At 71.0% G+C, this 24,618-nt stretch carries 25 protein-coding genes and 1 tRNA gene; 15 read left to right on the plus strand and 11 right to left on the minus strand.

Translation table 11 applies throughout. The features are described from left to right. From R3E98_19610 to R3E98_19645, 8 genes are all read left to right on the plus strand, one after another. Positions 1-148, plus strand: a 148-nt coding sequence (locus R3E98_19610) for a phosphoribosylanthranilate isomerase (GenBank protein ID MEZ4425612.1), incomplete at its 5' end; no start/stop codon positions are given. Then, the gene (trpB, locus tag R3E98_19615; GenBank protein ID MEZ4425613.1) at positions 145-1,374 is read left to right on the plus strand and encodes a tryptophan synthase subunit beta; all 1,230 of its coding nucleotides are present in this window, start codon (positions 145-147) and stop codon (positions 1,372-1,374) included. The genes R3E98_19610 and trpB, both read left to right, overlap by 4 nt. After that, positions 1,371-2,165 carry a tryptophan synthase subunit alpha gene (gene trpA / locus R3E98_19620; protein MEZ4425614.1) on the plus strand — a complete coding sequence of 265 codons (795 nt, stop codon included), beginning with the start codon at positions 1,371-1,373 and terminating at the stop codon, positions 2,163-2,165. The genes trpB and trpA overlap by 4 nt, the downstream gene beginning before the upstream one ends. Continuing rightward, positions 2,162-3,181: a 3-deoxy-7-phosphoheptulonate synthase gene (aroF, locus tag R3E98_19625; protein MEZ4425615.1), complete on the plus strand. Its 1,020-nt coding sequence runs from the start codon at positions 2,162-2,164 to the stop codon at positions 3,179-3,181. Before trpA ends, aroF begins: the two co-directional genes overlap by 4 nt. Further along, positions 3,178-4,017 carry an endonuclease/exonuclease/phosphatase family protein gene (locus tag R3E98_19630; protein MEZ4425616.1) on the plus strand — a complete coding sequence of 280 codons (840 nt, stop codon included), beginning with the start codon at positions 3,178-3,180 and terminating at the stop codon, positions 4,015-4,017. The genes aroF and R3E98_19630 overlap by 4 nt, the downstream gene beginning before the upstream one ends. Continuing rightward, the gene (locus R3E98_19635) at positions 4,017-5,264 is read left to right on the plus strand and encodes an NAD(P)/FAD-dependent oxidoreductase (GenBank protein MEZ4425617.1); all 1,248 of its coding nucleotides are present in this window, start codon (positions 4,017-4,019) and stop codon (positions 5,262-5,264) included. Before R3E98_19630 ends, R3E98_19635 begins: the two co-directional genes overlap by 1 nt. Positions 5,265-5,600: 336 nt before the next feature. After that, the gene (locus R3E98_19640) at positions 5,601-8,636 is read left to right on the plus strand and encodes a SusC/RagA family TonB-linked outer membrane protein (GenBank protein ID MEZ4425618.1); all 3,036 of its coding nucleotides are present in this window, start codon (positions 5,601-5,603) and stop codon (positions 8,634-8,636) included. A gap of 24 nt (positions 8,637-8,660) precedes the next feature. Further along, positions 8,661-10,001: a hypothetical protein gene (locus R3E98_19645; GenBank protein MEZ4425619.1), complete on the plus strand. Its 1,341-nt coding sequence runs from the start codon at positions 8,661-8,663 to the stop codon at positions 9,999-10,001. A 109-nt stretch (positions 10,002-10,110) separates the two neighbouring features. Here the strand turns inward: R3E98_19645 and R3E98_19650 are convergent, their stop codons facing one another. Further along, a complete protein-coding gene (locus tag R3E98_19650) occupies positions 10,111-11,190 on the minus strand; it encodes a di-heme oxidoredictase family protein (protein ID MEZ4425620.1) in 1,080 nt (359 codons plus the stop codon). A gap of 124 nt (positions 11,191-11,314) precedes the next feature. Between R3E98_19650 and R3E98_19655 the strand changes: the two genes are divergently transcribed. Next, positions 11,315-11,770 carry a hypothetical protein gene (locus tag R3E98_19655; protein ID MEZ4425621.1) on the plus strand — a complete coding sequence of 152 codons (456 nt, stop codon included), beginning with the start codon at positions 11,315-11,317 and terminating at the stop codon, positions 11,768-11,770. Positions 11,771-11,782: 12 nt separating this feature from the next. Here R3E98_19655 and R3E98_19660 read toward each other — a convergent pair whose 3' ends face one another. The 8 genes from R3E98_19660 to R3E98_19695 form a co-directional block, all read right to left on the minus strand. Further along, positions 11,783-13,069, minus strand: a complete 1,287-nt coding sequence (locus R3E98_19660) for a TonB-dependent receptor plug domain-containing protein (GenBank protein MEZ4425622.1) — start codon at positions 13,067-13,069, stop codon at positions 11,783-11,785. A gap of 160 nt (positions 13,070-13,229) precedes the next feature. Continuing rightward, complete coding sequence (locus tag R3E98_19665; protein ID MEZ4425623.1) at positions 13,230-13,796, minus strand: hypothetical protein; 567 nt, start codon at positions 13,794-13,796, stop codon at positions 13,230-13,232. Between the two features lie 102 nt (positions 13,797-13,898). Beyond that, entirely contained in the window at positions 13,899-15,062 is a 1,164-nt protein-coding gene (locus R3E98_19670; GenBank protein MEZ4425624.1) for a response regulator, read from the minus strand. Next, positions 15,059-16,282 (minus strand): HDOD domain-containing protein, encoded by a 1,224-nt coding sequence (locus R3E98_19675; GenBank protein MEZ4425625.1) that lies wholly within the window; start codon positions 16,280-16,282, stop codon positions 15,059-15,061. Before R3E98_19675 ends, R3E98_19670 begins: the two co-directional genes overlap by 4 nt. Beyond that, a complete protein-coding gene (locus R3E98_19680; GenBank protein ID MEZ4425626.1) occupies positions 16,279-17,568 on the minus strand; it encodes an ATP-binding protein in 1,290 nt (429 codons plus the stop codon). The genes R3E98_19675 and R3E98_19680 overlap by 4 nt, the downstream gene beginning before the upstream one ends. Continuing rightward, complete coding sequence (locus tag R3E98_19685; GenBank protein MEZ4425627.1) at positions 17,565-18,155, minus strand: heme NO-binding domain-containing protein; 591 nt, start codon at positions 18,153-18,155, stop codon at positions 17,565-17,567. The genes R3E98_19680 and R3E98_19685 overlap by 4 nt, the downstream gene beginning before the upstream one ends. Positions 18,156-18,277: 122 nt before the next feature. Next, positions 18,278-18,913 (minus strand): DUF502 domain-containing protein, encoded by a 636-nt coding sequence (locus tag R3E98_19690; protein ID MEZ4425628.1) that lies wholly within the window; start codon positions 18,911-18,913, stop codon positions 18,278-18,280. 193 nt (positions 18,914-19,106) lie between these two features. Beyond that, positions 19,107-19,949: a DUF481 domain-containing protein gene (locus R3E98_19695; GenBank protein MEZ4425629.1), complete on the minus strand. Its 843-nt coding sequence runs from the start codon at positions 19,947-19,949 to the stop codon at positions 19,107-19,109. Between the two features lie 254 nt (positions 19,950-20,203). Between R3E98_19695 and R3E98_19700 the strand changes: the two genes are divergently transcribed. The 5 genes from R3E98_19700 to R3E98_19720 all read left to right on the plus strand — a co-directional run bounded on the left by R3E98_19700 (position 20,204) and on the right by R3E98_19720 (position 21,947). Next, positions 20,204-20,491: a type II toxin-antitoxin system prevent-host-death family antitoxin gene (locus R3E98_19700; GenBank protein MEZ4425630.1), complete on the plus strand. Its 288-nt coding sequence runs from the start codon at positions 20,204-20,206 to the stop codon at positions 20,489-20,491. Further along, positions 20,488-20,904 (plus strand): type II toxin-antitoxin system VapC family toxin, encoded by a 417-nt coding sequence (locus R3E98_19705; protein MEZ4425631.1) that lies wholly within the window; start codon positions 20,488-20,490, stop codon positions 20,902-20,904. The genes R3E98_19700 and R3E98_19705 overlap by 4 nt, the downstream gene beginning before the upstream one ends. 213 nt (positions 20,905-21,117) lie before the next feature. Beyond that, positions 21,118-21,191 (plus strand) — tRNA-Ile (locus R3E98_19710). A 112-nt stretch (positions 21,192-21,303) separates the two neighbouring features. Next, positions 21,304-21,474 carry a hypothetical protein gene (locus R3E98_19715; GenBank protein MEZ4425632.1) on the plus strand — a complete coding sequence of 57 codons (171 nt, stop codon included), beginning with the start codon at positions 21,304-21,306 and terminating at the stop codon, positions 21,472-21,474. Beyond that, the gene (locus tag R3E98_19720) at positions 21,456-21,947 is read left to right on the plus strand and encodes a nucleotidyltransferase (protein MEZ4425633.1); all 492 of its coding nucleotides are present in this window, start codon (positions 21,456-21,458) and stop codon (positions 21,945-21,947) included. The genes R3E98_19715 and R3E98_19720 overlap by 19 nt, the downstream gene beginning before the upstream one ends. A 59-nt stretch (positions 21,948-22,006) precedes the next feature. Here R3E98_19720 and R3E98_19725 read toward each other — a convergent pair whose 3' ends face one another. Beyond that, entirely contained in the window at positions 22,007-22,372 is a 366-nt protein-coding gene (locus R3E98_19725) for a VOC family protein (GenBank protein MEZ4425634.1), read from the minus strand. 137 nt (positions 22,373-22,509) lie between these two features. Here R3E98_19725 and dinB point away from each other — a divergent pair, with 137 nt between their 5' ends. Next, on the plus strand, positions 22,510-23,700 hold the full coding sequence (gene dinB / locus R3E98_19730) for a DNA polymerase IV (GenBank protein MEZ4425635.1): 1,191 nt from the start codon (positions 22,510-22,512) through the stop codon (positions 23,698-23,700). 165 nt (positions 23,701-23,865) lie between these two features. On the opposite strand, the gene R3E98_19735 is transcribed toward dinB, so the two are convergent. Next, entirely contained in the window at positions 23,866-24,396 is a 531-nt protein-coding gene (locus R3E98_19735; GenBank protein ID MEZ4425636.1) for a hypothetical protein, read from the minus strand. Between the last annotated feature and the right edge of the window lie 222 nt (positions 24,397-24,618).

The following is a 24,618-nucleotide window of genomic DNA, read 5'->3' on the forward strand; positions in this document are numbered from 1 at the left end:
GGACACGGTGGGAGAGGCCATCGATCGCGTGCGCCCGTGGGGGGTGGACGTGTCGAGCGGGGTCGAGACGAAAGGACGGAAGGACCCGGGACGGATCCGGGCCTTCCTGGAGGCCGTACGCGAAGCCGAACGGGAGCTGCAGCCATGAACGAGATCGCGGCGCCGGGTCTGGACGCGCTGCTGGACGGAACGCTACCCGACGCCCGCGGCCGCTTCGGCCGCTTCGGCGGGCGGTTCGTGCCCGAGACCTTGATGGTGGCGCTCGGTCGCCTCGAGGCCGGTGCCACGGAGGCGCTCGCCGACCCGGCGTTCCAGGACGCCCTGCGCGCCGAGCTCACCGATTGGGTGGGGCGGCCGACCCCGCTGACCCATGCGGCCCGTCTGTCGGCGGCCTGGGGCGCCTCGGTCTGGCTCAAGCGCGAGGACCTGACGCACACCGGCGCCCACAAGATCAACAACGCCATCGGGCAGGCCCTGTTGGCCCGCCGGCTGGGGGCGCGTCGCATCGTGGCCGAGACCGGTGCGGGCCAGCACGGCGTGGCCACCGCCGCGGCCTGTGCCCGCCTGGGCCTGCCCTGCCGGGTCTACATGGGCGAGGTGGATGCGGCCCGCCAGGCCCCCAACGTGCTGCGCATGCACACCCTCGGGGCCGAGGTGGTGCGCGTCCGGACCGGGGACCGGACCCTGCGGGCCGCCATCGACGAGGCGATCCGCGAGTGGGTCTCCGATCCGGAGAACACCTACTACCTCATCGGGTCGGTCGTGGGCCCCCACCCCTATCCCTGGCTGGTGCGGGAGCTCCAGACCGTGATCGGTCGGGAGGCGCGGGCCCAGCTCCTCGAGCGCACGGGCGCCCTCCCGGACGCCGTGGCGGCCTGCGTGGGCGGCGGCTCCAACGCCATCGGGCTCTTCCACGGCTTCCTGGCCGACCGATCGGTCGAGATCCTGGGGCTCGAAGCCGGCGGGCACGGCACCACCCTCGGGACCAACGCGGCCACGGTGGCCTATGGCCGCCCCGGCGTGCTCCATGGCGCCCATACCCTGCTCATCCAGGATCCCCACGGGCAGATCGTGGACACCGAGTCCATCTCGGCCGGGCTCGACTATCCGGGCGTGGGGCCCGAGCACGCCTTCCTGCACGACATCGGTCGGGTGCGCTACGCGCCCGTCTCGGACGCCGAGGCGCTGGAGGCCGTGAAGGCCTGCTGTGCGCTGGAGGGCATCCTGCCCGCGCTCGAGTCCGCGCACGCCCTGGCGGGAGCGCGCCGGTGGGCGGGCGACCACCCGGGGAAGACCATCCTGGTCGGGCTGTCCGGCCGAGGGGACAAGGACCTCGAGACCCTGGCCCGGCTCCTGGGCGAGGAGGGCGCGTGAGCGCGGATCTCCGGTTGGACGGAGGGGCGCGGCTGGAGGCGGCCATCGCGGTCGCCCGCCAGCACGGGCGTCCCGCCCTGGTGGGGTACGTGACGGGCGGCTTCCCCGACCCCGACGCCTTCGTGGACTTGCTGCCCGGCGTGGCCGCCGAGGTCGACATCCTCGAGGTGGGCGTGCCTTTCTCCGATCCGATGGCGGATGGGGTCACCATCCAGCGGGCCTCCGAGCGCGCCCTGGCGGCGGGGACCACCCTGGCGGGCCTGCTGGACGGGCTCGAGCGCGTGGGCCTGGAGCGGCCGGTGGTCTTGATGAGCTACCTGAATCCCGTGCTCCAGATGGGGTTCGACGCCTTCGCGGCGCGGGCGGCGGCGGTAGGGGTGGCGGGGTTGATCGTGCCGGACGTGCCCTGGGAGGAGTCGGAGGAGCTGCGCGCCGCGCTGGACCCGGCCGGAGTCGCCCTCGTCCAGCTGGTCACGCCCCTCACTCCGCCGGAGCGGCTGGCCCGGCTGTGTGCGGCCAGCCAGGGCTTCGTCTACGCCGTCACCATGACCGGCACCACCGGGCGGGCCGTGGCCGACCAGCGGGCGGAGGTCGGAGCCTACCTGGACCGGGTGCGGGCCACCTCGCCCCGGCCGGTGCTGGCGGGATTCGGGATCCGGACCCCGGAGGACGTGCGGGCCTTGGGCGAGCACGCCGATGGTGTGATCGTCGGGAGCGCGGTGGTGGAGGCCATCGAGCGCGGAGACGACGCACCGGCGTTGCTCCGGTCACTTCGGGGAGGACGGGCATGATCGCGGTGCTGGACAAGGGGTGCTCGCTGAAGCAGAAAGCGGATATCCTGCGATTCGTCGAGAACGCCGGCTTCCGCGTGCAGATCAGCGAGCTGGACACGGAGAGCCTGATCGGCGTGATCGGCCCCGGTGCCACCGCCATCGCGGGGGATCTGGCCGCGCTGCCGGGCGTGCGCGAGATCCGACCCGTGGCCCCGCCCTATCCCCTGGTGTCCCGCGCCGCCCACGGCGGGCCCGGTCGCGTGCGCGTGGGCGACGTGACGTTCGGCGAGAAGGCGGTGGTGGTCATCGCCGGACCCTGCGCCGTCGAGTCGCGCGAGCAGATCCTGGAAGCGGCCCGAAGCCTCAAGCGCTCGGGCGCGATGCTCCTGCGTGGCGGTGCCTTCAAGCCACGCAGCTCGCCGTACAGCTTCCAGGGGTTGGGACAGGAGGGGCTCGACCTGCTGGCGGAGGCGCGGGCGGAGACCGGTCTGGGCATCGTCACGGAGGTGGTGGCGCCGGAGGACCTCGCGCAGGTGGCCGATACGGCCGACATGCTGCAGATCGGCGCGCGCAACATGCAGAACTTCCGCCTGTTGTCGGCGGTAGGCGAGCTGCGCACGCCGGTGCTGCTCAAGCGCGGCATGATGGCCACCACGGACGAGCTGCTGCTCGCGGCCGAGTATGTCGTGGCCGCCGGCAACTCCCGCGTGGTGCTGTGCGAGCGCGGCATCCGCACGTATGAGACGGCCACCCGCAACACGCTCGACCTGGCCGCCGTACCCGTGCTCAAGGAGCGCACCCACCTGCCCGTGATCGTCGACCCCAGCCATGCGGCCGGACGCCGCGAATGGGTGGGCGCGCTGTCGCGCGCGGCTGTGGCGGCCGGCGCGGACGGGCTGATCATCGAGGTGCATCCACGCCCGGAGGAGGCGCTCTCCGACGGGCGGCAATCGCTCACGTTGGACGCGTTCGCCGACCTGATGGGCGAGCTGGAGCAGATCTCACGCGCGGTCGGGCGGGAATTGGCGCGTTGAGAGGAGCCGCGTCGCTGGGCGTTGCGCTCGCCGCGGGCGCGCTCGCCTGCGCCGCGGGCAGCGCTACGATGCGGGGCAGGGGAGAGGGGGAGTCCGTGCGCGTGCTCGTCTACAACATCCACGCGGGCAAGGACGCCGGGGGCGCGGAGAACCTCGCGCGCATCGGCGCCCTCCTCCGCGAGCGCGCACCCGACCTGGTGTTGCTCCAGGAGGTGGACCGCGGCACGGTGCGCTCCGGCCACGTCGACCAGCTCGCCGTGCTCGCGCGCGAGAGCGGTCTCCACGCCGTCTTCGGACGCACGCTGGACTACGACGGTGGCGCCTACGGCATCGCGGTGCTGTCGCGCTGGCCCGTGCTCGCGGACACCGTGCGGACGCTGCCGGTCGACCCGCCGCAGGCGCGTGCCGGTGGATCCTACGAGCCGCGGGGCATCCTCGAAGTACGGGTGGAGGCGCCCGGAGGTGCGCTCACGGTGCTCAACACGCACCTGGACGCGTCGGTGGACGACGCCTACCGCTGGCAGGAGGTGCAGGCCGTCCTCGCCGTCGCACAGGCCGCGGCCGAGGAGACCGGCGGGCGTGTGCTGCTCGGAGGCGACTTCAACGCGGAGCCGGGCAGCCGGGTGGTGGCGGCACCGGGAGCAGCGGGATTCGTGGACGCCTTCGGCGACTGCGGCCGCGGCAGCCCGCTCACCTACCCTGCGCGCCAGCCCACGAAGCGCATCGACTATCTGTGGTTGGGAAGCGCCTTCCGGTGCATCGGCGCCGAGGTGCTGGGTTCCGAGGCCTCCGACCATCGGCCCGTGCTCTTCGACCTCGTGCCGGTGGCGCGCTGATGGCTCGACCGGTGGACGTGGGCCAGGTGGCGCTGGCCCCCGACGACCTCGACGCCGACTGGGACGTGATCGTGGTCGGGTCGGGGCCGGCGGGCTCCACCGCGGCCTGCTGGCTGGCCCGGGCGGGTGCCCGCGTCCTGGTGCTGGAGCGCGCCGCCTTCCCGCGCGACAAGGCCTGTGGCGACCTGCTGATCCCGGACGCGCTGGCGGCCCTGGACCGCCTGGGCGTGCGGTCCCGGGTCACCCGGGTCGGGCACGCCGTTCCACGGCTTCGGGTCTCGAGCGCGCGGGGGGTCACGTTCGACGTGCCGTCCGACCTGGTGGGGCTGCCCCGACTGCAGCTGGACGCGCTGTTGGCCGCCGAGGCCGTGGCGTCCGGAGCGCGGGTGGCGCGGGGGCGGGTGGAGCGCGTGCGCGCACACGAACGCGGGGTGGAGGTCCACGTCGCGCCCGCTCCCGGGGCCGACCCCGTGCGGCTGGGCGCGCGCTTCGTCCTGCTGGCCACCGGGGCCGATACCATGCTCGCCGAACAGGTGGGCATGATCGAGCGGCCGGCGCCGTCCGCGGTGGCGCTGCGCAAGTACGTCACGGCGGACGTGGACCTGCCGGATCCCATCATCTCGTTCGACCGCGCCGTGTTGCCCGGCTACGCCTGGATCTTCCCGCTCGGGGCGCGGCGCTTCAACGTGGGCGTGGGCCTCTTCTTCGACGAGCGGCGCAAGCACGACGTGGCGGGCCGGGCGTCGGAGCTGCGGGCGGTGCTGGGCCGGTTCCTGGCGGAGAACCCGGAGGGCCGCCGGCTGGCGGCGGCCACGCGGGAGGAGAGCCCGGTGCGGGGCGCCCGGCTGCGCACGGGACTGACGGGCACGCAGCCGCTCGACCGTAGCGGAAGGATCCTCGCCGTGGGGGAGACGGTCGGCACCACCTACCCCTTCACGGGGGAGGGGATCGGCAAGGCGATGGAGTCGGCCGAGCTGGCGGCGGAGGTCGTACAGGCGGCCCTGGCGGACGGTGCAGCCCGGACGGCGACCTACCCCGGCACGCTGAACGCGACGTTGCGGGCCCGCTACGACGGGTACCGGACCGCGGAGCGGTGGTTGGGGCGCGCCTGGGTGGGGGACCTGGTCTCGTGGCGCGTGCGCCGCAGCGGGCGCCTGCGCCGGGCGGCCGAGGACGTCCTCGCGGAGCGCACCGACCCCGGGACCATCTTCTCCCCATGGACGCTGGTGCGTTCGCTCTTCGGATGACGCCCGCGACCCACCCCCGTCCACGAGGGTGCGGTGCCGTTCCGTAATGCTACGGAGGCCCGCCCCGTAGAGAGGACGTCGGCGCGAGCGGCGGGCTCGGGAAGGGGCCGATGGGAGAGTCTCCCACATCCGAATCAGGCAAACTCTTCCCTTTCTCTCGGCCGCCGCTGCGTCGATATTGTGACGCTGTAGTCCCGTTCCAGGGCACTCGTCCGTTTCACTCCCAGACCTTGGGGTGCGGGCGATCGGGGACCGAAGCCAGACGGTTCGGTCCCGGGCCAACCGGGTGCCCCCGGGAGTGCGTTTTCCACCCTCTATCTTCTCTTCGGAGGCGTCATGGACACACGCCTTGTCCGTGTGCTCGTGCGTCTGTGCGTGCTGGTCGCGGGTCTCGCGTTCGCGGGTACTTCGGCGATCGAAGCGCAGCAGGCCATGGGCAACATTCGAGGCCAGGTCACCGACGCGGTGACCATGCGCCCGCTGTCGGGTGCGCAGGTCCTCGTGGTCGGCACCGGCCGCGGGGGTCTGGCCAACAGCAGCGGTCAGTATCTGATCCTCAACGTTCCCACGGGCTCGCACGTGGTGCGGGTCGAGCTCATCGGCTACGGCCTCGTCGAGCAGCAGGTGACGGTGGCCGCGGGCCAGACGGTGGCGCTCGACTTCACCATGGGCCAGCAGGCGCTCGAGCTCGACGAGATCGTCGTGACGGGCACGGCCGGTCAGACACAGCGACGCGCCATCGGCAACTCCGTGCAGAAGGTGGAGGCCGCGGCAGTCACCGAGTCCGTGCCGGTCGCCAACGTGCAGGAGCTGCTCCAGGCCCGCACGCCCGGTCTCACGCTCATCGCCGACGGCGGCGCCGCCGGGTCGGGCTCGCAGATCCGCCTGCGCGGGTCGGGCTCCCTGTCGGGGCAGACGCAGCCCGTGGTCTTCGTGGACGGCGTCCGCATCGAGAGCGGGAACCAGAGCGGTCAGTGCAACAACGTGGTGCAGTGCACCAACGCGCTGGACTTCCTCAACCCGAACGACATCGAGTCGATCGAGGTGATCAAGGGGCCCGCCGCGTCGACGCTGTACGGCGCGCAGGCCGCCTCCGGCGTGATCCAGATCATCACCAAGAAGGGCCGTGCCGGGACGGGCATCCAGTGGAACGCCAGCATGGACGCCGGCACCTCCGACTGGAATCTGGACCGGCCCATCACCTACTGGCAGTGCACGCAGGCCAACGTCAACGACGCGGTCCGGTACCCGGGCTGTCAGGGCCTGGCGGCCGGGACGGTGCTGACGGACGATCCCATGACGCGCAATCCCAACGCGGTGCGCGGCAACGAGGGGTCGAGCGACCCGAACGGCCCCGGCCAGTACGCGTTCAACGTGTCGGCCCGGGGGGGTGGTGAGCTGTTCAACTACTTCATCTCGGCCGAGAAGGGCGACGAGCAGGGCATCTTCCTGAACAACTTCGCCCGCCGGACCGGTGGCCGCGCCAACTTCGGGTTCACGCCGACGGAGAAGCTCAACTTCAACGTCAACGTGGGCTATGTGCGCCAGCACATCCGCTCGCCGCTGTCCAACAACTCGTCCAACTCCGTGCTCCGGAACGCGTACCGTGGGCAGACCCTGGCGGTCAGCCACACGTGGGAGCCGGGCTTCCGTGGCTTCGGGCCCGAGCTGGCCAACCAGTACGACCTGCAGAACCGCGGTGAGCGCTTCACCATGGGTGCCACGGTCAACTACGAGCCGTTCCCGTGGCTGTCCAACCGGCTGGTGCTGGGCATGGACCGGAACGACCGCGAGGTCACCGAGTTCTATCCCATCGACGGGACCGGCCTGGCTCCGTGGGGCGCGACCAATGCGACCGGCGTCATCGACATCTTCCTGCCGGACGTGCACACCTGGACGGTCGACTACTCGGGCACCGTCAATCTCGACCTGAGCGACGATTACAGCTCCGCCTTCAGCGCGGGCATGCAGCTCAACTCGCGCAAGTTCGAGTCCTACACCACCATCGGTGAAGGCCTCGTGGCCAGCCAGATCAACCTGGTGGGCTCGGCGGCCAACACACGGGCACAGCAGGACCTGGAGCAGCAGACCTCCCTGGGCTTCTTCGTCCAGGAGCAGGTGGGCTGGCGGAACCGACTGTTCGCCACTGCGGCCGTGCGCGTCGACGACAACTCGGCGTTCGGGAAGGACTTCTCGCTGGTGGTCTACCCCAAGGCCCAGCTCTCCTACGTCGTCTCCGACGAGGACTTCTTCCAGGTCGACTGGATCGACCAGCTGAAGCTGCGCGGTGCCTGGGGTCAGGCGGGCAGCCCGCCGGAGCCGTTCGTGGCCGACCGCACCTATGACGCGGGCGTGACCACGCTGGCCGATCAGGCCGTGAACCTGCTGCGGCCGTCTTCGTACGGGAACCCGGACCTGAAGGCCGAGACCGGCTCCGAGCTGGAGCTGGGCTTCGAGGCGTCGTTCCTGGACGGGCGCCTGGGCCTGGATTTCACGTACTACAACCAGAAGACGCGCGACGCCCTCATCGAGGTGCCGGATCCGCCGTCGTCGGGCTTCAGCGACACGCACTTCACCAACGTGGGTGAGATCGCCAACAGCGGGATCGAGATGCTGCTGACGGCGACGCCGGTGTACACCCGCAACCTGCAGTGGGACGCGACGGTCGCGTTCTCCACCAACAGCAACGAGCTGGTCACGTTCGGTGACGCGCCGCTCACGCAGATCGAGTTCGGCGAGTTCGCCACGGTGCAGCGTCACATCCCGGGCTACCCGATGGGCGGCATGTGGAGCACCGACGTGGTCCGCGACGCTTCCGGTCAGCCGGTGCTGACGTCCAGCGGCGGCGTGACGGTTGCGACGGAGAAGGAGTACGTGGGACCGTCGCTGCCCACGCGCGAGATCGCGCTGACCAACACGTTCACGCTGTTCGAGAACGTCCGGCTCTTCGCGAACCTGGACTACAAGGGCGGCCACTATCAGTGGTGCGCCATCTGCTCGGTCCGGAGCCGCGTGGACCTGAACACGAAGCTGATCAACGATCCCAACTCGGATCCGGTGGACGTCGCCATCGCGCGCAGCCTCCAGACCAAGACCTGGATCAAGGAAGCGGACTTCATCAAGCTGCGTGAGATCTCGGCGACCTATCAGCTCCCCGGTGGTGTGGTGGAGCGCGCCGGCCTGAACTCCGCGGCGCTGACGCTGTCGGCCCGCAATCTGTGGATGTGGACGAAGTACAAGTTCGACCAGGAAGGGCTGGGCTCGCCCGACCCCGAGGTCAACTTCAGCTCGCTGACGACCTTCAACCGCACCGACTACGCATCGATCCCCATGCTCCGCACGTTCGCGCTCAGCGTGCGCGTGGCGTTCTGACGGATCGAAAAGGAAACCACAACTATGAGTCGTTCTCTCGTAACCAAGGGGGCCCTGGCGACCGCGGTCGCCCTGTCGGCCCTGGTCGGGACGGCCTGCTCGGTCGACGAGCTTCTCAAGGTCAACAACCCGGCCGAGCTCAATGAGGAGCTGTTGCAGGACTCGACGCTCGCGAAGGTGCTGCTGAACGGCGTGATCGGTGACTTCCAGTTCGCCTACTCCGATCCGTTCGTGTGGCGTGGCAGCATGTTCAGCGACGAGCAGATCACCGGCATCAACTGGGAGCAGACCGCGCGCCTGAGTCAGCGCATCGTGCAGTACGACGAGGGTGACGCGGACCTCATGTTCTCGGACCTGAGCCGGGCGCGGGCGCAGGCGGACAGCGTGTCGGGTCGGTTCCGCACGCTGCTCGCCAACCCGTCGACGGACGCGCGACTCGCCACCACGCTCGCCTACGCAGGGTACAGCTACATCCTGCTGGCGGACGCGATGTGTGAGGCCACGGTGAACGTGGGCTCGGAGATCTACGAGCCCCTCGAGCTGTACCAGTTCGCCGTGGATCGTCTGGAGGAGGCGCTGTCGATCGCTCAGGCGGCCAACAACAGCGACATCGCCAACATGGCTCGCGTGGGACTGACCCGCGCGCATCTGAACCTGGGCAACAACGCGCAGGTGATCACGTATGCGCAGCAGGTTCCGGTGGACTACCGCAAGTGGATCGAGTACTCGGCGAGCGACCCTCGCCTCTACAACGTGCTCGAGGCCCGGGTGACCGGTGCCAACCACGCGCTGGGCGTCGCCCCGCACTTCATCGCGGGTGGCCCGTCCAACTTCGGGCAGCAGAACCTGGAGGCGTTCCTGACCGATCCGCGGGTGCAGCACCTGCCCATCTGGCGGCTCGGGCACAACCGGCTGACGCAGCTCTACACGCCCAAGCAGGGTCTGATGTTCTCCGAGTACAACGGAGAGACCTATGCGAACGGCGGCTCGCCGCCGGACTACGGGCAGGGCACGGACATCACGTTCGCGTCCGGCCTGGAAGCGCAGCACAACATGTACGAGGCCATGGGGCCCGGTCAGGCGACGTTGGATTTCGTCAACGACCGCCGTGCCGTCGGCAACCAGGCTCCGGTCAACCTGACCGGGGACGCGCTCATGATGGAGCTCCGCGACCAGCGTGGTCGTGACTTCTTCATGAACGGGACGCGCCTGGGTGACCTGCGCCGCTGGCTCCGCCAGGGAGACGACATGTTCCCGAGCGGAACCCACCCGAACGAGCAGTGGGGCGCGTACGGCACGGCCACGTGCTACCCGATGCCGCTCGAGGAGTACGAGGGCAACCCGAACATCAACAACCCGCGCTGACGCGGGAGGTCGACCGAGGGTGACATCACCGGGGGTGGGGCCGCTGGCCCCACCCCCGGTTCTCGTTCAGGGACGTCGGGAGAGGGGCAGCACCGTCGGTGCGGTGGGCTCAGAGCGTGCCCAGGAAGCGGAGCACGGCCTCCTGGGTCACCCGATCGAGCGCGGCGAACGCCGTGCGGGCCGCCTCCGCCTCTCCGCCGTGCGCGAGGATCGCATCCCGGACGCGGGTGGCCCGACCGTCGTGGAGGAACCGGCGGCGGTAGCGCAGCCCGATGAGCGGCTCGGTCCGGTGCTCCGTAGCCGTGGCGCCGGCGGTGCACGCGCTCTCCAGATCCGGCCCCATGTCATGGAGGAGCAGGTCGGAGTACAGCGCGAAAGTGCGCCCCGCGAGGGGAGGTGGAGCGCTGGCTGCGGTCCGCTGCTGCGGCGTATGGCAACGGGCACACCCCAGCCCCTCGAACAGCGCCTCCCCCTGCCGCACGGCCTCCTCGTCGGCCGGCGAGGCGGTCCCGGGCGCCGGCGGAGCCAGCCAGCGCACGAAGTCGGTCACCAGCGAGGCCGTGCCCTCATCCACCTCGGGCTCTCCGGTCGGATCGGCCCCCTCGGGGAGGCCGGGCCGGTCGCCGGCCTGGGCTTCGTCCGGGACCATCGCGGTGGTGAGGCCCATCTCGAACCGGAAGGCCTCGTCCACGAACCCCGCCAGGGTGGCCGTGCCCGACTTGCGTCCGAAGCGGGCGGGGCGTCCCTGCCCGTCCTGACCCAACCGCCCGGAGATACCGTCCCCGTCCCGGTCGTCGGGGTCGGCCCGCGCCTCCAGGTCCGCCAGGGGGATCAGGTCCATGAGGCCGACCCCGAACAGGAACGGGGTGTTGATCCGCCCGCGGGTGTTGGCCTCCGCGGGCGTCCCGGCCGGAGCGGCGCCCAGGGCGGCCGCCCGCGGGGTGACCTTGGCCCGCACGTTCTCTCCGCCCTGGGCGGCCAGCACGTCACATGTGCCGTCCGCGGCCTGATGGGCGGCCTTCACCACCAACTGCTCCCCCGTCCCCCCGTCCGCCGGATCCGTGTGGCAGGCGTTGCAGGCGTTCTCGTTGAAGCGGGGCCCGAGGCCGTCCGCTTCGGTGAAGATCCGACCGAAGAGCGCCTGGCCGGCCCGGAAGCGCTCCAGTTGCGAGGCGTCGAGGCCGGGCACCGGTTCCCCGATGGGGGCATGCAGGGGACTGGGCGCCGGTTCCGGGGTACAGGCAGCAAGCAGCAACACGGCGCCGCTGAGCCAGCGAGCGCCCGGGAACGGGGAACCAGGAGCGAGTGTGGGCATGAACGAACGTAGGCGTTCGAGCCGGCTTCCGGCAGTCGTGCGGGGCGGTGCGGGACTGGTGGCCTTCGCGGTGCTGGGTGGGTGCAATGTCTTCGACACCGACGACAACCGGCCGGAGCGCGCGCGCGTCCAGGTGGAGGTCTCGTCCGCGCCGTCGCCACTGCGGTTGATCGTGTCGACGGACTTCGTCGAGCTCGTGGACCAGGATACGGGCACCATCCTGGCGGCGCTGAACGAAGCCGACACGTTCGCGTTGGCCGCGGGAGACTCCTTCGACCAGACGTTCTCGCTGGAGGAGCTCGGGAGCGTGCTGGCGCGGCTCACGGAGACGGAGGACGAAGAGGCCACCGTGCGCATGCGGGTCTACCTCGACGGAGGCCTCGAATACGACCGCACGGGCACACTGCAGGACGCCACGATCGAATACCGCTTCGTCTACTCCAACTTCTTCTGAGCGCGGCTGCGCTCAACGGGGGTCGATCGCCTCGGCGCCGCGCAGCTTGCGGAAGAGGCGATCGGCCCCTGTGACGATCGTGGGGACCACGGCGAACAGCAGTCCGTAGCCGAGCGCGTTGGCGAAGTCCGCCTCGCCGGCTCCCTCCGTCGACAGCGCGAAGGCGTAGCCCGGGATCAGCGCCACGGCGGCACCCAGCGCCGCGGGGCCGAAGCGGCCCACGGACCGCTCGGTTCCTCCACTCCAGCGGGCGGAGAGGGCGGCGGCCACGGTGGGGATCAGCACCGCCGTGGTGACGGCCAGGGCGGTGCCGCCCGTCCCGCACTCGGTGACGATCTCCTCCTTGGCGTCGATGCCCACGCACTGGCCGGCCACGATCGCCCCGGCTGCCACGCCCGCCGCGTTCCCGAGCGCCGTGCCGAGGAAGGCGCGCCGGGTGTGATGCCCCTCCGGATCCTGGGACCAGTCGAAGTGGCTCTCGGACGGGCTCCGGAGCGGCATCGGCGGTCCGAGATCCGTGCCGCCCGCCGGTCGCTCCAGACCGGGCGTCTGCGTGCTGATGAGGATCACGCCGTAGAGCGAGCCCGTCCCGTAGCGGGCGCCGGCCTCCCCGGGCGGGATGACCTCGAGCTGCTCGATGGTGTTGAGCGCCAGCATGCCGTAGAGGAAGTTCGGGTTGGAGATGGGCACACCGTCCAGGTAGACGGCCGGATGCTGACAGCCGCGATCCAGCAGCGAGATGCTCTGGGCCGAGCGGAACTCCAGGCACACGTCCGTGCCGCTCAGGTTGTTGGCCTGGCGCACGCGGATGCCCGGGACGGTCTGGCGCAGCAGATCGCCCAGGTGCCGGCTGGTGCCGATCGCGCGCTGGATCATCTCCTCGTCCACGACGTGCTGGCTCGACCCCCGGGCCAGCCGCTGCCGCCGTTCGGGGGTCATGACCTCGACCACCACGGGCTCGATGGCGATCGCTTCGCGGGAGATCCGGATCTCGAGCTCGAGGGCGGACGTCCCGACGTCGACGACCTGCTGATGGGAGCCGTAGGCCAGGTGCTCCAGGACCAGCAGCCGCTCCCCGGCCGGCAAACCCCTGAGGAGGAAGCGGCCGTCCGCGTCGGTGAGGGCCTCGGCTCGCGTGCCCGCGGCCCGCAGGAGCACGTCGGCCACGCCGTCGCCGCTTTCCATGTCCACGACCCGACCGCGAAGGTCGAGCGCCTGGGCCCGGAGCGCGCTGGGGGCGACCAGCGCCGCGAGGAGGGCCAGAAGGGCCCGGAAGCGAAGGGGTCGGGAGGAAGCCATGGCGATCCGGATGGGGAGCAGGTGAAGCGGGAGCCGTGCGGGTCCCGTTTCTAGTACGCCGGGGCGGGCGTCCGGTGTCCGTGGCGCCCCCGATCCTGAATGTGCGACGGGGTCGGCGCCCCCGCGAGGGCGCCGACCCCGGTCCTCGGACGGCCGGGCTTCAGCGCGCGGAGCCGGGCCGCTGGCGGCCCGGCCGGCCGGGGACGCCATTCCCCGGGCCGGGCCGCCCGTCCCGCAGGCGGGGACGGTCACCCCGGTCGCCCCGACGGCCCTCGGCCCGGTCGGCACGACGCTGCTGCCGCAGCTCCTGCAGCCTGGTCTGCTGCGTCTCGGTCAGGAGTCCCTGCATCTCCACGCGCAAGGCATCCCGCCGTTCGTGCGCGCGATCCCGCGCCTGGTGCAGCGCGTCGCGGGCCTCCGCCGCCGTACGCTCCCCGGCGGCCACGTCCGAACGGATCCGCGCCCGCTCCGCCTGGTCCGCCTGTGCAGCCTGCAGGTGCTCGAGGCGCAGCGTGTTCAAGCGCGCCACCTGCTGGTCGGTCAGCTCGAGGGCTTCGCGTTGTCGCAGGAGCGCCTCGACCCCTGCACCCCGCGGTCCGACGAACGCAGCGCGCGCACCGTCGCCTCCCGGGCCCTGCGCCCGCGGCGCACGTTGCGCCGCCAGGGGCGCGGCCACCAAACCCGCACCGGCCACCACGGCCACCATCACCTTCGCTCTAGCCTTCATGACGACCTCCGTTGTCGATGTCCTGTGGGATAGACACACGGAGCGCCGGTTTCGTTAGGTGCTGCACGCCTGGCCGGAGTGCGCGGCGGCACCTCCGAACGATCAGAGGGGCAGCGAAACCAGCGTGCGGTCGGGCGCGACCGCGGAGAGGACCACGCGCACCGGCTCCACCACGCCCGCCGCGCGGAAGGACTCCGCCCGCACCACGAAGCTGGGCGTGATGACATATCCGCGGGGAGCGACGAGAGCGCCGTCGCGGGTACGCAGATCTTCGGCGAGCGCTGCGCCGATGGGGACCTCGGAGAACGGAAGCTCGCGGATCTCCTGGCGCGCCAGCGCCGCACCGCGTGCGCGGGCGAACGTCGCGAGCAGGTCGCGGTCGTACAGGGTCCGGCCGCGCATGGTGTCGAGGGCCTCCTGCTCATCGATGCCGCGAGCTTGCAGGAGGTCGAAGTCCACGGCGATGCGTAGCATGTGACCACCCGGCGTCGCCGGTGCGATCCCGTCCAGCACCGACCGGTAGAAGTCCTCCACGACGTGCGCCACGGGCTCCAACCGCGGGATGTCGTCGATGATGGCCCGTAGTAGCGCGGGGATCCGAGCCATCTCGTCCAGCTCGGTCTCCGTCAGGCTCTGCCCGTGGTACATCTTGGCAGTGGTCCCCGGCGAGAGCGCGACGCTGCCGATCTGCGACATCATCGCCGCGACTTCGATGAACCAGCTGCGCCCCACGCCCAGGTCGCGACAGAGCTCCCGCACCATCTCCCGCACCCGCACGGCCCGTCCGAACGCCTCGGGGTTGGCGAGGGCCAACATGTCCACGAGCGCCTGGACGCTGCCGCGCAGCGTCGACTCCAGCAGCTCGCGTTCGGCCACCTGCAGCTGGTGGTATTCGACCGCGCCTTCGAAGGCGGTCACGAGCTGTTCGGTCGGGCACGGCTTGGTGAGGAACCGGAAGAGCTGGCCCTCGTTGACCGCCCGGATGGCCGAGTCCAGGTCGGTCTGCCCCGTGAGCAGCATCCGGGTGATCTCGGGGCGCTCGCTGCGCACGCGCGCGAGGAGATCGGCGCCGGTCATGCCGGGCATGCGCATGTCGGACAGGATCGCCGCGACCGAGTCCTCTCCCGCCAGGATCTCGAGTGCCTCTTCCCCGCTCGTGGCGGTCAGCACGCGGAACTTGCGCCGCAGGTTGAGCTCGATGCCTTCCAGCACCTTGGGCTCGTCGTCGACGCACAGGACCAGAGGCTTGAAGCGGACTGCGCTCATCGCCCGACTCCGGGTAGCACGCTCTCGGCCAGTTCCACCGCCGCCCACTCCCACGCCTCGATGCGGTCGGCCACGCCCGCAGCGGCGAGATAGTCCATGTCCAGAGGGTCCGGACGCAGGGCCGTCCCGTCCATCGGACCGAAGCTCGAGCCCACGATGCGCTCGGCGAGGGCGGCCGCGACGTGGACCGCGCCGGCCGGCCCGAATCCCGCTTCGCCCGCCAGCGCGGGACGGTGATGATGCTGCACGCTGCGGGTGACGCGGGCCGGCAGGTTCCAGCGGTCCAGCAGCCAGGCACCGATGTCGGCATGGGTGGCGCCGAAGATCCTGCGCTCCGCCTCGTGCAGAGGGATCTCCGAGACGCGTGCCAGATTGCGTGCCTGGCGGAAGCGACCGGGCAGATACACCGCCATGATGAACTGCCCCAGATCGTGCAGCAGCGCCGCCGACGAGGCGGCGGCCGCGGCGCCCGGATCATCCAGGAGGCGGCGGGCCAGGCGCGAGGCCAGATCACTCCTGCGGTCCAACGTCTCGACCGAGAAGCCGTCCACCTGCAGACCGGGGGCCATGGCGTCGAACAGGCCGTTCGAGATCACGAGCCCGCGCCAGGCTTCGATGCCCAGACAGCCGAGCGCATCCTCGACCGTGACGATGCCGCTGCCCGCCGCGGCGGCGTTGCCGACCTGGAGGATGCGCGCGGTGGCAAACACGTCGTGGCTGACGGCGGCCGCGACCTGCTGCGTGGTGACCTCCGCATCGCGCAGAAGGTCCAGCAGGGCGCGATGCACGTCGGGCGGGATGGGCAGGGCGTCGAGGCCGCCCACGATCTCCTCGATCTCGGGGTCCGGGATCGAGCGGCGGAGGTCGTGCCCGTGCGCGATGGCGCCCTCCAGCGTCTCGGCGTCGCACGGCTTGAGCAGGATCCGGTGTGCGGCCGGAAGGGCGCGCAGGAGTTGCTGCTTCTCCGCGTGCCCCGTCAACAGGATGCGCACCACCTGGGGCTGATGCGTGCGGGCCCACTCCAGGAGCTGGTTCCCGTCCATCTCCGGCATGCGCATGTCCGTGATGAGCACATCGAACGATTCCCGCTCCAGGAGGTCCACCGCCTCGCGCGCCCGGTCGAGGAACACCATGTCCCAGCGCTTCCGGTGCCGGCGGAGGCTGTTCTCGAGGCCCTCGAGGACGGCGGGTTCGTCGTCGACGAACAGGACACGGATCATGAAAGGCTCGTCCCGGGGTCCTGGATGGGCAGGCGGACGAAGAACGTGGTGCCTTCGCCCGGAGTGGTCTCGAAGCGCAGGGAGCCGCCGTGCTTCTCCACCACCACCGCGTAGGAGATGGCCAGCCCCTGTCCCGTGCCCTTGCCGACGGGCTTGGTCGTGAAGAAGGGCTCGAAGAGGCGGTGGTGGATCGCTTCGGGGATCCCGGTGCCGGTGTCCGACACCGACACCACCACGAACTCCCCGTCCCGCCAGGATCGCAGCGTGAGAGCGCCGCGCTCCTCGCGGCCGACGTTGCGCTCCTCGATCGCTTGCGCTGCGTTGAGGACCAGATTCAGGAAGACCTGGTTCATGTCGCCGGCATAGCAGGGCACGAGGGGGATGTCCCCGAAGTCGGTCACCACGTCCGCGACGTACTTGTACTCGTTGCGGGCGACCGTGAGGGTGGTCTGCAGCGCCAGGTTGATGTCCGTGGCCACCTTGTCGTGCCCGGGGTGGGCGAACGCCTTCATGGCGGACACGATGGTGCTCACGCGGTCCACGCCTTCCAGCGTGCGGGCGAACGCCTGCGGCACGCGCTGCTGCAGGAACTCCAGGTCCACCTCGTCCTCGAGCTCGGCGATGCGGGTCCTGGGCCCGGAGGCCAACTCCACCGTGGCCAGCGTGTCCCGATACAGGTCCACCAGCGACAGCAGGTCGGTGAAGCTGCCCTGCAGGAAGCGGGCGTTGTCGCCGATGAACTGCATGGGTGTGTTGATCTCGTGCGCGATGCCGGCGGCGAGCTGGCCCACGGACTCCAGCTTCTGCGCGTGCCGCAGCTCCAGCTCGAGCTGCCGCCGCTCGCGTTGATCGGCCGCCGCCACCACGTGGATGGGCTGCCCGACCTTGGGGGAGGCCGTCGCGATGGAGAGCACCACGGGGATGGGGCCGCCCACGCCCTGCCATTCATCCTCGAATTCGTCCACCCGGGCGTCGTCGCCGGAGCTGACCAGCCACTCCCAGAGCCGGGCCGAGATCGATTCCACAGGGCGCCCCACCAGCTCGTCGGCCGGAACGCCCAGGAGCTCCACGGTCGCATCGTTCACATCGCGGATGGAGCCGTCGAACCGGACCACCAGCAGGGACTCCGGTAGGATGGAATACAGCTCCGTCAGGTAGGCATTGGCGCGCTGCAGCCGCTCGTTGGAGAGGAAGAGGTCCCGGGTGCGGTCCTCGATCATCCGCTCCAGGATGGCGACACGCTTCTCGGCGCGTTCCAACCTGCGGCTCCCGACGACGGTGGTCATCCCTGCGCCGCGGTTCCTGCGATGGACGTGGGGAGGGCGTGCTGCACGTGCACCACCAGGTCGTACTCGCAGGAGGCCGCGCCCTGGTGCATGCAGGAGTGCTTGGTGAACTCGACGTCCGTGCCGAAGTGTCGTCCCGCCCCCACCAACAGCCCCTCCATGAAGCCACACAGCCGCCGCTCGGAGTGGTAGGCCAGCCGCGCCGTGTCGGGGCCGGTGCGGTCCACGAGGAAGGTGGGCGTGACGGCCTGCGGCATGAGCTTGCGGACCTCCACGTGCAGCACCGAGTCGATGCTCTGCAGGAAGGAGATCAGATCCGAGTGGCTGTCGACCAGCATGGGGACCTTGGCCGCGAGCTGCGGGAAGCAGTACTCCCCGAAGGCGCGCAGGACCGCGCCCAGCGGCAGGTCGAGCATGAGGGCGGCGTTGCTGGCCAGCGCCACCAGGTCGGAGTCGGGATACGTGCCCGGTCCCACGAAGGGCTCCTGGGTCTCCAGCTCGGTCCGCTCGAGCAGCGCCTCGTAGACCTCGTCCCCCCACCCCTCGCAGACGAACGCTTCCAGCAGGTTGAAGACCACGCCCTTCATGTCGCTTCCCGCTCCCCGTCGGATGGGCGGACGGGCTCCGGGCGGAGCCCCCCTTCGCCCCTAGTGTCGGTCGGGGCGGAGCGGGGGTTGAGGCGCTGGGGCGCCGTCGGAGGGGGCCTTCCTCAGCCCCCGCCGGGTGGGGCCTGGATTCCCGGGCCGGTCGGCGGCGTCCATCCCCGCGGCGTGAGCACACCGAGCGACATGATGGTCTTCACGGCGTCTTCCACGGTCCAGTCCAGGCGCACGGTGGACTCCGCCGGCACCACCTGGAGGAAGCCCGTCGTCGGATTGGGTGTCGTCGGGATGAACACGGTGCACCAGGGCCGGCCGTCCTCGTCCTGGATGGTGTTGGTCAGGAAGCCCACCGCGCGCATGCCGGGGCGAGGGAACTCCACCATCACCACCGTCTGGAAGTCGGCGCGCGGGGCGCCGAAGGCCTCGACGACCTGCTTGGCGGCCTGGTAGATGATGCGCACGATCGGGATGCGCAGCACCAGCTGCTCGAACATCTGGATGAGCCGGCGCCCGACCACGTTGGTGGCGACCTGCCCAACCAGCAGGAGGATCGCGAACAGCAGCGCGATCGACAGCAGCGCGCGCGCCCACCCCGGCAGGTGCCCGAGCACCGGATCGAGGAAGGGGAGGAGCAGCCCCGTGGCCGCGGTGAACAGGAAGCGCAGGGCGAAGATCGTGATGCCCAGCGGAATCAGGACGACCAGCCCCGTGACCACCCGCTTGCGGATGTGGTGACTCGCCACCCTTCGGTGCTCCTTGACGGACGTGGTGCGGTGGGACAACCCGGTTGCCGCGCCCTGATTCTAGAAAGCCCGGACGGGCGGTCAACGGAGGGGGCGGACGGAACGAGCGGCCGGGGCCCCTCCCGCGGTGCCGCTCGGGGCGCGGCGGGGGCCGCGGCGTGGGATCCTGCCGCTGCCGCCCCTTCCGCCGCCCCTACCGGAAGGTGGTCGTCAGGCTGAGGACGACCTCGCCGTCGTTGTTGGAGCGGGCGCCCCGGTCACGGGCCCCGGAATCGAACGAGTCCACGAACGAGAGCTTCAGGTGCATGGTCTCCGAGACCCGGAACGCCGCGGAGCTGATGGACTTGACCGTGTAGTCCTCGAAGCGGCCGACCCTGGGACCGTAACTGGTGGTGCTGGCGAGGCGCACGCGGTCGTCGTCCAGCTTGCGCGCCAGGTTGAGCTCCATGGCGCCGCGCGCGACGGTCCGCACGTCCTCCTGCTCCGGCTGGGCCAGACGGGGATCGGTGCGTTCGGCGAGGACCGAGAGCCGCAGACCCACCTTGGTGCGATCGTCGTCGGTCACCTGGATACGGGCGCCGATGCCGGTCCGCACGCGGAGATCGATCCGCTTCTCGTAGCTGCCCTCGACCTGGGTGTGCACGAAGGAGGAGACCAGATCGTGGTGGCGGTAGTCGAGCGTCGTCTCCGCAGCCCAGGAACGCCGGCTCACGTCGCGGCCGCCTTCGTCCTGCGCGGCCTCGCCGTACTGGAAGGATGCGTCCGTGGCGAACGTGAAGCGCTCCGCCTCCGCGGAGGTGCCGGTACGCGTCAGGATCAGGGCCTGGGCGGTGTTGCCGAAGAACAGGCTGGCCCCGAGCTCCGCTTCCGACGTCCAGTCGATCGGCGGGGGGACCGGTTCGGCGGGTGGTCGAGTGGCCGCCCCGCCGTTCCCCGTGGGGGAGGCGTTCTGGGCCGACAGACCGTCCGCGCCGCCCGAGGCGGCGAGGAGTGCAGCAGCGAGAAGGGGGACGAGGGCGCGGTGGAGTCGGTCCATTCCTCTCGTGGCAGGGTGGCGTCCGCTCGTGGGTGTGCAAGAGACACGCCGGAGCGGTGAAGGGCAAGTGGGTGGAAACCCCTTGCATTCGTGGGGTTCCGTGCGCGTGCGCTGCGGCGTATGGGGAACGGAGGGACGCGTGTGCGGCACGGAGGGACCTGCGGTCGAATGGAGCGTGACGCCCTCGGGAGCCGCCTGACCAGAGCCGCCATCCACGACTGGACAGGTCATCCCGAGATGACCATTATGGTCTCATGACCGTCTCCGTGTCCCATCTGAAGGCCCACCTGAGCGAGATCCTCCGCGCCGTCCAGGCCGGTGAGGAAGTGGTCGTGACGGATCGAGGCCGGCCCGTGGCGCGTCTGGCTCCGTTGGTCGGGGCGGACGCCTGGGAAGCGCAGGTGGATACCCTGGTGGCGGCCGGTGCGGTGCGGCCCGGCCGCGGGCTCCTGCCCCCATCCTTCGCGACCCGGGAGCGGCCGGCGGACCGGAAGGGAGCGCTCCTCGCGGCGCTCCTCGAGGAACGGGCCGCCGGGCGATGAGGTTCTGGGACAGTTCGGCGCTGGTGCCTCTCCTGGTGGAACAGCGGGAGACGGGGCCCATGCTCGAGCTCCTCGCGCAGGACCGGGCCGGGGCGTTCTGGTGGGGGACGCCCACCGAGTGCGCGTCCGCCCTGGCTCGCCTCCGCCGCGAGGACGTCCTCGATGCGGACGCCGTCGCCACGGCGCGTCAGCGCCTGGACGACATCGCCGCGCACTGGATGGAGGTGCTGCCCGGGGACGAGGTCCGCCGCACCACAGACCTCCTGCTCCGGCGCCATCCGCTGCGCGCCGCCGACGCGCTCCAACTGGCTGCCGCCCTGTTCTTCTTCGCGGGGGTGGGCGGGATCTTCGTCACCCTGGACGCCCGCCTGGCCGAGGCGGCCGAGAAGGAGGGGCTGACCCCCCGGCCGTGAGGTGGGGTGGGGGAACGGGAGCGGTCGGCCGGACCGGGCGTGATCGGGGAGGGCCTCCGCGGTCGTGGCCGGGGGGCCGGAGCGGGCGTGACCGGGGAGGGCCTCCGCGGTCGTGGCCGGGGGGCCGCAGCGGGTTGAACCCCCTCCCCGGTCGGCTTATCCTTTCATGCTCTGCGGCCGCCCCGTGGGGCGGCATCTTTTTCGGCAGGTGCAGGGCCTGTAGCTCAGGTGGTTAGAGCGCACGCCTGATAAGCGTGAGGTCGGAGGTTCAACTCCTCCCAGGCCCATTGCAGGACCTCGAAGCCCCGCGCGGTCGACCCGGCCGGCGGGGTTTCGCATGGAGGAGCGCGTGAACAGGCACCGGGAACCGGCTATATTGGCCGTCTGACTGGAGGTGCCATGGAGCGCGTGGTAAACAAGGCGGCCAGCCACAAAGAGGCGCGGCGTTGGGACATCGAGCAGCAACGCGCAATGACCCCTCAGCAACGCCTGCGGGCCGCGCGTGAGCTCAAGAAGCGCGCCTATCCGGCAGACGCGAAGGACGTGCGCGCGTGGCACCGGTCCGCCTAGACCCCTCCCACTTCTCTCCTGACACGTGCGCGTTCCTCGAGGCCCTGGCAGCCCGGGACGTGCGGTATCTCATCGTCGGCGGGGAGGCAGTGGTCCTGCACGGTCACGTCCGGCTGACCGGGGATGTCGACTTCTTTTTCGCCAGGGATCGGCAGAACCTCGAACGGCTCTTCAGCGCGCTGCAGGAGTTCTGGGACGGCGACGTGCCAGGAATCGAAGCGCCGGAAGAACTCGGTCCTGTCGGGCTCGTCGTGCAGTTCGGGCAGCCGCCGAATCGCATCGACCTCGTCAATGACATCGACGGGGTCAGCTTCGACGAGGCCTGGCCTGACCGCGTCGAGGCGGTGATCGGGACCGAGCAGGGGGATGTACGCCTCGCCTTCATCGGACTGGAGGCGCTGGTGAAGAACAAGAGAGCGAGCGGCCGGCCCAAGGACCTGGACGACCTGAGCTACCTGCGTCCAGAGCCCTGAGGTCTCCGGGCAGCGAAGCGCTGCCTGCCGGCGAAGCGAACCCCCGAGAGCGCCCCGGGCTACCCGTGAGCCGCCGACACCTGATCCAGGTAGAAGAGGTTCCCGTCCGCGTCCGCCATCATCGCCATGAAGCCACCCCACGGCTGCTTCGTGGGTGGCATCGTGAAGCGCACGCCCAGGCCGGACAGACGCGCGTGCTCCGCCTCCAGGTCGGCGACCTCGAATCCGACCCCGGTATGCCTCCCGACAAGCTCGGCGTGATCCGGTCCCGGCAAGGCCACCCCCAGGCGGATCGTCCCGGCGGAGAAGGACGCGTACCCGTGCTCGGGTGAGGAGAACTCCAGGGGAAGCCCCAGGGCTTCGTGGTAGAAGGCGATCGCCTGGCTCAGATCGCTGACGAACACGTTGACGTACGAGATCTGCATGGGTTGCGCTCCTGTGCCCGACGGTGGACTGCTCGCCTCCCGCGAACAGTATCCCGACGCCCTGTCCGGCCGTGCAAGTCGCCGGGAACCGGTCTTCTCCGCTGGCCTTCCGCCCGCCACCCCGCCAAGATCCCTCCATGCGGACCGACGCCTCCATCCTGCACGCGGACCTCGACGCCTTCTACGCGTCGGTCGAGCAGCGGGATGATCCCCGGCTGCGGGGCCGGCCGGTCATCGTCGGGGGCGGCGTCGTCCTGGCGGCGAGCTACGAGGCCAAGGCGCGCGGCGTCCGCACCGCGATGGGGGGAGGCCAGGCGCGCCGGCTGTGTCCCGACGCCATCGTGGTGCCCCCGCGCATGTCGGCCTACTCGGAAGCGAGCAGGGCCGTCTTCGAGGTGTTCGACGACACCACGCCGCGCGTGGAGGCGTTGTCCATCGACGAAGCGTTCCTCGACGTGCGCGGGATGGAGCGCGTCGCGGGCACGCCGCTGCAGATCGCGGAGCGGCTGCGCCAGCAGGTGCGGGATCGGGTGGGCCTCCCCATCACGGTCGGGATCGCGCGCACCAAGTTCCTGGCCAAGGTCGCCAGTGGCGTGGCCAAGCCGGACGGGCTCCTCCTCGTGCGTCCCGACGCTGAGCTGGAGTTCCTCCATCCCCTTCCGGTCGGGCGCCTCTGGGGGGTGGGACCCAAAACGGCCTCGAAGCTGCACCGGGTGGGCCTCACCACCGTGGGCGAGGTGGCCGATCTGGACGAAGGCACCCTCGTTGCCCTGCTGGGTCGCGCTTCCGGCCGGCATCTGCACGCGCTGGCGCACAATCGCGATCCGCGACCTGTGCAGGTGGGACGCCGCCGCGGTTCGATGGGATCGCAGCGCGCGCTGGGCCGTCCCCGCCATTCGCACCAGGAGCTCGACTCCGTCTTGATGGCGCTGGTGGACCGGGTCACGGGTCGGCTCCGTCGTGCCCACCGATTGTGCCGGACCGTCACGCTCCGGATGCGCTTCGGGGACTTCAGCCGCGCGACGCGCTCCCACACGTTGCCCGAAGCGACCGCCCGCACGCACACCCTCCTGTCGGTGGCGCGCGGGCTGCTGTCCGACGCCATGCCCACCATCCGGCGGCAGGGCCTCACGCTGCTCGGCGTCTCCTTCGGCAACCTGGAGAGCGACACCGTGGTGCAGCTTACGCTTCCGCTGGATCGGCGGGACGCCCCGGCGCTCGACGCCGCGGTGGATCGTCTCCGCGACCGGTTCGGGTCCGGCGCGATCCAGCGAGGTGCCTTGCTGGGACGCGAGGACGGGCCTTCGGTGCCGCTACTCCCGGACTGATCCGCGCGCCTTCGGCGCCCGCTCGCTTCGGAAGCGGATGTGACTCCCGTCATGGCTCCTCGCCGCGGCATCACGTAGCGTGCTCGAACCACCAGGATCGGATCGGCCGCCCGGCGCTCGGGTCCGACTGGACGAGCCCGCCGCCGCGGGTAGTCGCCTGCGCCCTCAGGGCTGATGCCCGTGCGGGTCCGCTCCGCGGGCGATCATGAGGTGATGCATCCGATGATGATTGCCTTCCGCCAGGAATCCGAAGAACCCGAGACCACGTAGACGGTCGACCTCGTCGGGCCGCGACGTCGTCCAGGTGACGACCAGCACGTCGCCGCGGTCGGCGACGGAGGCGCTCGTCCCCTGAGCGCCCGACACCATGGCCGTATGCGCTTGGACCATCCGGCGAGCGGAGGCCATGACGTCGGTGGAGCCGGAGAGCGACATCTCGACCCCGTTCGGCAGCGGGCGCTGGCGCACCACGGCGCCCAGCGTCACGCGGTCCATGTCCACCAGGTGCTCGCGCAGCGCATCGATGTCGACCCGCGACCAGTCGGTGGCCGGATCGGCCTCGAGCAGGGACACGATCTCCGCGATGGCGGCGAAGGCCGCCTGCCCCGGCTCCTGCGGGAGCTCCTGGCCGGCGGCCGGTGCCGCTCCGAACAGAGCGAGGGTCGCGAACCGGAGGATCCATCGGCGAGCGGACATGACGGGACTCCTTGGGCTGGGGTGCGGGGTGCGCCCGATGCACCCGCTGGAGCGGAAGGTGGGGGGGGAGGCACCGGCGCGGGTAGGGTCACACCACGAGAGCCGCGGGGCGGCGCGGACCGCACCAGGTCGTCAGGAGAGGCCCGGGCGTCCACCGCGCGCTCGTCATCCCCCGATCAGACGCCGCCGGTGTGCGCGAGCTGGAGCAGGGGGTCAACACCG

It is taken from the genome of Gemmatimonadota bacterium, assembly GCA_041390125.1.
Classification (GTDB): Bacteria; Gemmatimonadota; Gemmatimonadetes; order Longimicrobiales; family Gaopeijiaceae; genus JAGQIF01.

Excerpts from the sequence above, each read along its gene's own strand:
- R3E98_19685 (MEZ4425627.1), bottom strand. The coding sequence starts at position 18,155 with ATGAAGGGCGTGGTCTTCAACCTGCTGGAAGCGTTCGTCTGCGAGGGG.
- R3E98_19670 (MEZ4425624.1), bottom strand. The coding sequence starts at position 15,062 with ATGAGCGCAGTCCGCTTCAAGCCTCTGGTCCTGTGCGTCGACGACGAG.
- R3E98_19640 (MEZ4425618.1), top strand. The coding sequence starts at position 5,601 with ATGGACACACGCCTTGTCCGTGTGCTCGTGCGTCTGTGCGTGCTGGTC.
- R3E98_19680 (MEZ4425626.1), bottom strand. The coding sequence starts at position 17,568 with ATGACCACCGTCGTCGGGAGCCGCAGGTTGGAACGCGCCGAGAAGCGT.
- R3E98_19735 (MEZ4425636.1), bottom strand. The coding sequence starts at position 24,396 with ATGTCCGCTCGCCGATGGATCCTCCGGTTCGCGACCCTCGCTCTGTTC.
- R3E98_19715 (MEZ4425632.1), top strand. The coding sequence starts at position 21,304 with ATGGAGCGCGTGGTAAACAAGGCGGCCAGCCACAAAGAGGCGCGGCGT.
- R3E98_19705 (MEZ4425631.1), top strand. The coding sequence starts at position 20,488 with ATGAGGTTCTGGGACAGTTCGGCGCTGGTGCCTCTCCTGGTGGAACAG.
- dinB (MEZ4425635.1), top strand. The coding sequence starts at position 22,510 with ATGCGGACCGACGCCTCCATCCTGCACGCGGACCTCGACGCCTTCTAC.
- R3E98_19700 (MEZ4425630.1), top strand. The coding sequence starts at position 20,204 with ATGACCGTCTCCGTGTCCCATCTGAAGGCCCACCTGAGCGAGATCCTC.
- R3E98_19675 (MEZ4425625.1), bottom strand. The coding sequence starts at position 16,282 with ATGATCCGTGTCCTGTTCGTCGACGACGAACCCGCCGTCCTCGAGGGC.
- R3E98_19660 (MEZ4425622.1), bottom strand. The coding sequence starts at position 13,069 with ATGGCTTCCTCCCGACCCCTTCGCTTCCGGGCCCTTCTGGCCCTCCTC.
- R3E98_19695 (MEZ4425629.1), bottom strand. The coding sequence starts at position 19,949 with ATGGACCGACTCCACCGCGCCCTCGTCCCCCTTCTCGCTGCTGCACTC.
- R3E98_19655 (MEZ4425621.1), top strand. The coding sequence starts at position 11,315 with ATGAACGAACGTAGGCGTTCGAGCCGGCTTCCGGCAGTCGTGCGGGGC.
- R3E98_19635 (MEZ4425617.1), top strand. The coding sequence starts at position 4,017 with ATGGCTCGACCGGTGGACGTGGGCCAGGTGGCGCTGGCCCCCGACGAC.
- trpB (MEZ4425613.1), top strand. The coding sequence starts at position 145 with ATGAACGAGATCGCGGCGCCGGGTCTGGACGCGCTGCTGGACGGAACG.
- R3E98_19725 (MEZ4425634.1), bottom strand. The coding sequence starts at position 22,372 with ATGCAGATCTCGTACGTCAACGTGTTCGTCAGCGATCTGAGCCAGGCG.
- aroF (MEZ4425615.1), top strand. The coding sequence starts at position 2,162 with ATGATCGCGGTGCTGGACAAGGGGTGCTCGCTGAAGCAGAAAGCGGAT.
- R3E98_19645 (MEZ4425619.1), top strand. The coding sequence starts at position 8,661 with ATGAGTCGTTCTCTCGTAACCAAGGGGGCCCTGGCGACCGCGGTCGCC.
- R3E98_19665 (MEZ4425623.1), bottom strand. The coding sequence starts at position 13,796 with ATGAAGGCTAGAGCGAAGGTGATGGTGGCCGTGGTGGCCGGTGCGGGT.